Source organism: Pseudomonas citri (assembly GCF_025336485.1).
Classification (GTDB): domain Bacteria; phylum Pseudomonadota; class Gammaproteobacteria; order Pseudomonadales; family Pseudomonadaceae; genus Aquipseudomonas; species Aquipseudomonas citri.
Genome location: NZ_JAODAB010000012.1, coordinates 171,073 through 179,236, shown reverse-complemented (window position 1 = coordinate 179,236; position 8,164 = coordinate 171,073). Strand labels below are relative to the sequence as shown.

The window sequence follows — 8,164 nt, the reverse complement described above, 5'->3', positions numbered from 1 at the left end:
AAGGGCCATCCATGGCCCAGCGCGGCTAACCCGGCATCCATGCCGGGTTGCCCACTACGCAATGCCTGCGTTCGGCCGTCGTGGTTAACGGGGCCTTCAAGATCAAAAGCAAAAAGCAAAAAGCAAAAGCGAGGCGGCCTGGCAGCCGACCGCGTTGTGGGAATGGTCGGACACACTTTCTGATTCAGGCAGATTTTTCCGACGAGTTCTGGCGGTTGCTGGGTGGGAAGGGCTGTCTCTAAGCTTTTTCCGTCGCTGAAGATTCAGCGGTCGGGCCTGGAAACCCGAAGTAAAAGGAGCGAAATTTCATCCTAATGGAGCGCTCAACATGTCTGAAAATAACTCTGGACCAACAAAAAACGATTCCATCTCTTCCGAAACAAGCCAGCATTCCCCAAAGCTTGATGAAGCAGCCAAGCGCACTTTAGATTTTTATCTCAAGCCAAAATCCACTAACCCGAATTCTTCGGATCCCTGCCAAGTGTTCACGGTAAACAAAAAGCTCGACACCGAAACCCTCCTGGCCAACCTCAGCGAAACCCTAGCCTCCGCCAACGCCATGCTCAGCGATCTGGCCTTCGATCTGGAAGGCTCGCGCCGGCACTTTGCCTTGGGTGTCCAGCAGATGATCGAGCTCAGTGAGTTATTGGCAAATCGGGCATTGGATATCGTTGACCCGCGCTGACGTCGAACCATTCTGCATTGACGCAACCTGACCCACTGCCAAAGCGAGCAAGCTTTGCTCCCGCAGATGGTGACTCTCGGTACAACCGGGAGAGATGGAGCGGCCGTCAGGCCGCTTCGATCGTGCTCTTGCTCTTGCTTTGGCTTTTGATCTTGGACGCCCCATTAACCACAAGGGCCGAACGCAGGCATTGCGCAGTGGGCATCCCGGCATGGATGCCGGGATAGCCGCGCTGGGCCATGGATGGCCCTTCGCGGCGGGCCCACGGAGCAATGCCGGAGTGAGGGAACACCGAGCCTTGGCGAGGTGCCCAGTGGTGGGGCGAAGCCTTTTTTGCCTACTTTTTTTGGCGTTTGAAAAAAAGTGAGCCGCCGTCAGGGCGGAACCCTAAGCCGCCGTTACCGCAGCAACGGATATGCACCCGGAAACCCAGGTCGACCGCCAGACCGCCTCGCGAGCAAGCTTTGCTCCCACAGTCCAGCCCCTACAGGTATGACGGGCACACAACCGGAAAGACAAGCCAAATCCCCCCAAACCACCTCAATCTCCCTGTAAACTCCGGCCTTTGCCCCCGACACAGGAAGTTGGCATGTCCGCTTCGATCCTCTACATCCACGGCTTCAACAGCGCCCCAGCCTCGACCAAGGCCCGCCAACTCATCGAGGTGATGACCCGCCTGGGCCTGGGCGATCAGTTGCAAGTGCCAGCCCTGCACCACCACCCCCGCGAGGCCATGGCCCAATTGGAGCTGGCGATTGCACAACTGGGCCGTCCGCTGCTGGTCGGCAGCTCGCTCGGCGGCTACTATGCGACTCACTTGGCCGAGCGTCACGGGCTCAAGGCGTTGTTGATCAACCCAGCGGTCAGCCCCCATCGGATGTTCGACGGTTACCTGGGCACGCAAAAGAATTTGTACACCGGTGAAGCCTGGGAATTGACCCACGACCACGTCACGGCCCTGGCCGAGCTGGAAGTGCCGGCGCCCAAGGACCCACAGCGGTTTCAGGTATGGTTGCAAACCGGGGACGAAACGCTGGATTATCGCCACGCCCAGCAGTATTACCGGGCCTGTGCCTTGCGCATCCAGGCCGGCGGCGACCACAGTTTCCAAGGGTTTGCGCAACGGATACCGGCCTTGTTGAGTTTCGCCGGCATTGGCGCCGACCTGTACCAGGCGATCGACTTCACCTCGCTGTGAACCATCGCCCCTTTTTATTTGAACACTGACGACGAGACCCCATGGCCACTCCCAGCGCTAGTTCCTATAACGCAGACGCCATCGAAGTCCTCTCGGGCCTCGACCCGGTGCGCAAGCGCCCCGGCATGTACACCGACACCAGTCGGCCGAACCACCTGGCCCAGGAAGTCATCGACAACAGTGTCGACGAAGCCTTGGCCGGGCATGCGAAATCGGTGCAGGTCATCCTGCACGCCGATCACTCGCTGGAAGTCAGCGATGACGGCCGCGGCATGCCGGTGGACATTCACCCCGAAGAAGGTGTGTCGGGCGTCGAGCTGATCCTCACCAAGCTCCACGCCGGCGGCAAGTTCTCCAACAAGAACTACCAGTTCTCCGGCGGTTTGCACGGGGTGGGTATTTCCGTGGTCAACGCCTTGTCGACCCAGGTGCGGGTGCGGGTCAAGCGCGATGGCAACGAATACCAGATGACCTTCGCCGACGGCTACAAGGCCACCGAGCTGGAAGTGGTCGGCAGCGTCGGCAAGCGCAACACCGGGACCAGCGTGTATTTCGCCCCGGATCCGAAGTATTTCGATTCGCCGAAGTTTTCCGTCAGCCGCCTCAAGCATGTGCTCAAGGCCAAGGCCGTGTTGTGCCCGGGGCTGTCGGTCAGTTTCGAGGACAAGGCCACCGGCGAGAAGGTCGAATGGCATTATGAAGACGGCTTGCGCTCCTATCTGGTAGACGCGGTCAGCGGTTTTGAACGCCTGCCCGACGAGCCGTTCTGCGGCAGCCTGGCGGGTAACAAGGAAGCGGTCGATTGGGCGCTGTTGTGGTTGCCCGAAGGCGGCGAGAGCGTCCAGGAAAGCTACGTCAACCTGATCCCCACGGCCCAGGGCGGTACCCACGTCAACGGTTTGCGCCAAGGCCTGCTCGATGCCATGCGCGAGTTCTGCGAGTTCCGCAACCTGCTGCCCCGTGGCGTGAAGCTGGCGCCGGAAGACGTCTGGGAGCGGATCGCTTTCGTGCTGTCGATGAAAATGCAGGAGCCGCAGTTCTCCGGCCAGACCAAGGAGCGCTTGTCGTCCCGTGAAGCGGCGGCGTTTGTTTCCGGTGTGGTCAAGGACGCCTTCAGCCTGTGGCTCAACGCCAACCCGGAAACCGGCCTGGCCCTGGCGGAGCTGGCGATCAGCAACGCCGGTCGGCGTCTGAAGGCCAGCAAGAAGGTCGAGCGCAAGCGCATTACCCAAGGGCCGGCGTTGCCGGGCAAGCTCGCCGATTGCGCCGGGCAGGACCCGATGCGCTCCGAGCTGTTCCTGGTGGAAGGTGACTCCGCCGGTGGTTCGGCCAAGCAAGCACGGGATAAGGAATTCCAGGCGATCCTGCCGCTGCGGGGCAAGATCCTCAACACCTGGGAAGTGGACGGCAGCGAAGTGCTGGCCAGCCAGGAAGTGCACAACATCGCGGTGGCCATCGGTGTCGACCCTGGCGCCGAAGACATGAGCCAGCTGCGCTACGGCAAGATCTGCATCCTCGCCGACGCCGACTCCGACGGCCTGCACATCGCAACCTTGCTGTGCGCGTTGTTTGTCCAGCACTTCCGGGCGTTGGTGGACGCCGGCCACGTCTACGTCGCGATGCCGCCGCTGTACCGCATCGACCTGGGCAAGGAGATCTACTACGCCCTGGACGAAGCCGAGCGCGATGGCATTCTCGATCGCCTGGTGGCCGAGAAGAAGCGCGGCAAGCCGCAGGTCACCCGATTCAAGGGCCTGGGCGAAATGAACCCACCGCAACTGCGCGAAACCACTATGGACCCGAACACCCGGCGCCTGGTGCAACTGACCCTGGACGATTTCGCCGCGACCTCGGAAATCATGGACATGCTGCTGGCGAAAAAACGCGCCGGCGACCGCAAGACCTGGCTCGAGTCCAAGGGCGACCTGGCCGAGGTCCTGGCCTGATGCGCCGTGGCTTCGCCCTGGCGCTGGCGCTGTGGGCGGGGATGGTTGTCGCCGGACCCGCACCGGAACTCAAGTTGTTGTCCGAGCATGTCGTCGATGGCATGCGTGGCGGCAATTTGTCCGGGCTGGCCTTGTGTGGCGGCGAAATGTGGACGGTTTCCGATCGCGACGACGACCGGATCTACCGTCTCGAGCCGTCCAGCGCCACGCTCTGGCAGGCCCAGGTGGTTAACATCGAGGTGCCGCAGGTGCCGGACAGCGGTTTGCCCTGGGGCTTGAGCGCAAGGACCTGGGCGGCGTCGTTCCTGCGTGGTGGGGAGCTGGATTTCGAAGGCATCAGCTGTGATGGCGCGGGTAATCGCTATGTGGTCAGCGAGTCCCGTGCCGCGGTGTTGCAGGTGCCACCGTCGGGCCCCGCGTCCTGGTTGAAAATCGCCCCCGCCATGATCCGTGAGGCCCGGGCCAGTGGCATGTTGTTGCATTTCAACGCTTTGTTCGAAGGCTTGGCGGTCAACCCCGAGGGCGACCGGATGTGGCTGGCGGCCGAGCGCGAACGTCGCGGCCTGCTGCGCATCAAGCGTCAGCAAACGGTTTGGGATTGCGAGGCTAACTGCGTACTGCTGAGCGAAGCGGGGCTGGAAATGCAACCGGCGCAATTCCCCAAGGCCCAGGCGGTTTCGCGGGATTTCGCCGATCTGTCATTGTTCGACGGCAAGCTGTTTACCCTCGAGCGCAATGCCTACCAGATCTGCCGGCGTGACCCGCAGACGGCGAAGGTGGAACGTTGCTGGTCGTTCGCCGCTGAAGCCTTGCAGGATGAGCGCCGTTATTCCCAGGCCTATGGGCTGGCCGAGGCGCTGGTGGTCGACGCCGAAGGCGCCTGGATCGGCCTGGACAACAATGACGAGCCGCGGGCCGACGGCGAAGCGCGACCGATCATCTGGCGCTTCGCCGCGCCGGACGGTGGCTGGAGCGCCGCGCCATGAACCGGCAAACGTTGCTTGAACTTGAATTTACCCAGCGTGACGGCACCGTGCCGGCGCGCCAGACAATGAACTGATGAGGCCCGCATGAGCGACATTCTTGCAGACAGCTTGGACGGCGTGGAGCGCCGATCGCTGGCTGACTTCACCGAAAATGCCTACCTCAATTACTCCATGTACGTGATCATGGACCGCGCCTTGCCGCACATCGGCGACGGCTTGAAGCCGGTCCAGCGGCGAATCGTCTATGCCATGAGTGAGCTGGGGCTGGACGCCGATTCCAAGCACAAGAAATCGGCGCGTACCGTCGGTGACGTGCTCGGCAAGTTCCACCCCCACGGCGACTCGGCCTGTTATGAAGCCATGGTGCTGATGGCGCAGCCGTTCAGCTATCGCTACACGCTGGTGGACGGCCAGGGCAACTGGGGTGCGCCGGACGATCCGAAGTCCTTCGCGGCCATGCGCTACACCGAGGCGCGGCTGTCGCGCTACTCCGAAGTGCTGCTCAGTGAGTTGGGCCAGGGCACGGCGGACTGGGGGCCGAACTTCGATGGCACCCTCGACGAACCCCTGGTGTTGCCGGCACGTTTGCCGAACATCCTCCTCAATGGCACCACCGGCATTGCCGTGGGCATGGCCACCGATGTGCCGCCCCACAACCTGCGGGAAGTGGCGAGCGCCTGCGTGCGCTTGCTGGACGAGCCGAAAGCCACGGTGGAGCAGCTTTGCGAGCACATCCAGGGCCCGGACTACCCGACCGAGGCGGAGATCATCACGCCGCGCGCCGACCTGCTGAAGATCTACGAGACCGGCCGTGGTTCGGTGCGCATGCGCGCCGTGTACCACATCGAGGACGGCGACATCATTGTCACGGCCTTGCCGCATCAGGTCTCCGGGGCCAAGGTGCTGGAACAGATTGCCGCGATGATGCAGGCAAAACCGTCGAAAGCGCCGCAAGTTGCCGACTTGCGCGATGAGTCCGACCACGAGAACCCTTGCCGTATCGTGATCATCCCGGTCAACAGCCGGGTCGATCACGAAGCCTTGATGCAGCACCTGTTCGCCACCACCGATCTTGAATCCAGCTACCGGGTCAACATCAACATCATTGGCCTGGACGGCAAGCCGCAGCTGAAAAACCTGCGGGCACTGCTGGTGGAGTGGCTGGAGTTCCGGGTGAAGACGGTCCGTCGGCGCCTGCAATTCCGCCTGGACAAGGTCGAGCGCCGGCTGCACCTGTTGGACGGCTTGTTGATCGCTTACCTTAACCTCGATGAAGTGATCCACATCATCCGCACCGAGGACCAACCCAAGGCCAGCCTGATCGCCCGCTTTGCCCTCAGCGAAGTCCAGGCCGACTACATCCTCGACACCCGCCTGCGGCAACTGGCGCGGCTGGAAGAGATGAAGTTGCGCGCCGAGCAGGATGAATTGCTCAAGGAGCAGGCCAAGCTGCAAGCCTTGCTGGGCAGCGAAGCCAAGCTCAAGAAACTGGTGCGCAGCGAGTTGCTCAAGGACGCCGAAACCTATGGCGACGACCGTCGCTCGCCGATCGTCGAGCGCGCCGAAGCCAAGGCGTTGAGCGAGCACGATCTGCTGCCGAACGAGAAGGTCACTGTCGTGCTGTCGGAAAAGGGCTGGGTACGCTCCGCCAAGGGGCACGATATCGATGCCGCGGGGCTTTCCTACAAGGCCGGGGACGGTTTCAAGGCCCTGGCGGCCGGGCGTTCCAACCAGTTTGCGGTGTTCGTCGATTCCACCGGGCGCAGTTATTCGGTGCCGGCCCACACCCTGCCGTCGGCGCGGGGCCAGGGCGAACCGCTGACCGGTCGTTTAACGCCGCCACCGGGCGCAACTTTCGAATGCGTGCTGATGCCTGATGATGAAGGGCTGTACGTTATTGCGTCGGACGCCGGTTATGGGTTCGTCGTCAAGGGTGAAGACCTGCAAGCCAAGAACAAGGCGGGCAAGGCGCTGTTGAGCCTGCCTAATAATGCCAAGGTCATCGCGCCGCGCCCGGTTGCCGATCGCGAGAACAACTGGCTGGCCTCGGTGACCACCGAGGGACGGTTGCTGGTGTTCAAGATCAGTGATTTGCCGCAGTTGGGTAAAGGCAAGGGCAACAAGATCATCGGGATTTCCGGCGAACGGGTGGCCAGCCGTGAGGAATATGTCACGGATATTGCAGTGTTGCCGGAAGGCGCCACGCTTGTGCTGCAGGCTGGTAAGCGTACGCTCTCGTTGAAAGCAGACGATCTGGAACATTACAAGGGTGAACGTGGTCGGCGGGGCAACAAGCTTCCGAGGGGGTTTCAGCGGGTGGATGCACTGCTCGTCGAAAACCTGAATCAGGCGTGCTAGAGGCGTTGGTCTGCGATTAAATGCCGCAGGCCGACGCTTTCGCGCTGGAGTCGGAGCGCATATTCACGGATGATAGGCCCTTTCAAGCGCCGGCGTGGCCGAGCGTTCTTCATAATGACCGAGTATTTTCACTGTGGTAAACCTTGTGGCTGCCACCTGGACGGAACGATGACTGCTCTGCGCCTCCCTATTTTGTGGCTCGCCGGCCTGCTTGGCCTGGCGGGCTGCAGCGTCAACCAGCCGGTGTCGTTGTATCAACTCGACAGCGGCACCCCGGCCCAGCCTGCGCAAAGCGCCGGCATGGCCGTTTTGCTGGGACCGGTATTGATCGCCGACTACCTGCAACGCGAAACCTTGTTGCAACGTCAACCGGACGGCAGCTTGCAGGCCGCCACCGACGGTCGCTGGGCTGGCAGCCTGTCTTCGGACATCGACCAGTTGCTGTTGCGCCAGGTCGCCGGGAGCCTGGACAGCCAGCGCGTTGTACTGGCGCCAGCCACCCAAGGCTTTACGCCGGATGTCCAGGTGCTGTTGTCGATCACTCGCCTGGATTCAGGCAAGGCGCAACCGGCAGTGCTCGATGCCCAGTGGCGGTTGATCGATCGTCGCGGCAAAGTGCGCGAAAACCGGATCGTTCATCTGCAGGAGCAACATAACGGCACCACTGCTTCGCAGGTCCAGGCCCAGGGCGTCCTGTTGCAGCGCCTGGCCGAGCAACTGTCGGTGGCGCTCAAGCCGTTGGCTAACCAGCCTCCTGTCGCAGAAGTCCCACGCAAGGCAGCTCCGACGCCTGCACCGGCCAAACCGGTGGAAAAGGACAAGGACAAGATCCCCATGGCCTTGCCGATTCGTACGGACATGGAAGTGTTCAGGTTCTGATGGTTGGACTGGATGTAAAGCGAAGCCCGCGTTGATGCGGGCTTTGTTGTTTCTGGTGGTTGGTTTCCTGGTGCCTGGACCCACAAAAAAGCCCGCGGATGACCACTCATCT

The 8,164-nt window shown here is 62.0% G+C and carries 6 protein-coding genes; all 6 read left to right on the top strand.

The window, feature by feature from the left end; genetic code table 11:
• Positions 1 to 328: 328 nt before the first annotated feature.
• The 6 genes from N4Q37_RS15575 to N4Q37_RS15550 all read left to right on the top strand — a co-directional run bounded on the left by N4Q37_RS15575 (position 329) and on the right by N4Q37_RS15550 (position 8,052).
• The gene (locus N4Q37_RS15575; protein WP_123579442.1) at positions 329 to 685 is read left to right on the top strand and encodes a DUF6124 family protein; all 357 of its coding nucleotides are present in this window, start codon (positions 329 to 331) and stop codon (positions 683 to 685) included.
• 589 nt (positions 686 to 1,274) lie between these two features.
• Positions 1,275 to 1,883: a YqiA/YcfP family alpha/beta fold hydrolase gene (locus N4Q37_RS15570; RefSeq protein WP_260958971.1), complete on the top strand. Its 609-nt coding sequence runs from the start codon at positions 1,275 to 1,277 to the stop codon at positions 1,881 to 1,883.
• Positions 1,884 to 1,924: 41 nt separating this feature from the next.
• Positions 1,925 to 3,829, top strand: a complete 1,905-nt coding sequence (parE, locus tag N4Q37_RS15565; RefSeq protein ID WP_260958970.1) for a DNA topoisomerase IV subunit B — start codon at positions 1,925 to 1,927, stop codon at positions 3,827 to 3,829.
• Complete coding sequence (locus N4Q37_RS15560) at positions 3,829 to 4,815, top strand: esterase-like activity of phytase family protein (RefSeq protein ID WP_260958968.1); 987 nt, start codon at positions 3,829 to 3,831, stop codon at positions 4,813 to 4,815. Before parE ends, N4Q37_RS15560 begins: the two co-directional genes overlap by 1 nt.
• Before the next feature lie 84 nt (positions 4,816 to 4,899).
• On the top strand, positions 4,900 to 7,173 hold the full coding sequence (parC, locus tag N4Q37_RS15555; RefSeq protein ID WP_260958966.1) for a DNA topoisomerase IV subunit A: 2,274 nt from the start codon (positions 4,900 to 4,902) through the stop codon (positions 7,171 to 7,173).
• Positions 7,174 to 7,341: 168 nt separating this feature from the next.
• Positions 7,342 to 8,052 carry a PqiC family protein gene (locus N4Q37_RS15550; protein ID WP_260958964.1) on the top strand — a complete coding sequence of 237 codons (711 nt, stop codon included), beginning with the start codon at positions 7,342 to 7,344 and terminating at the stop codon, positions 8,050 to 8,052.
• Positions 8,053 to 8,164: the final 112 nt, after the last annotated feature.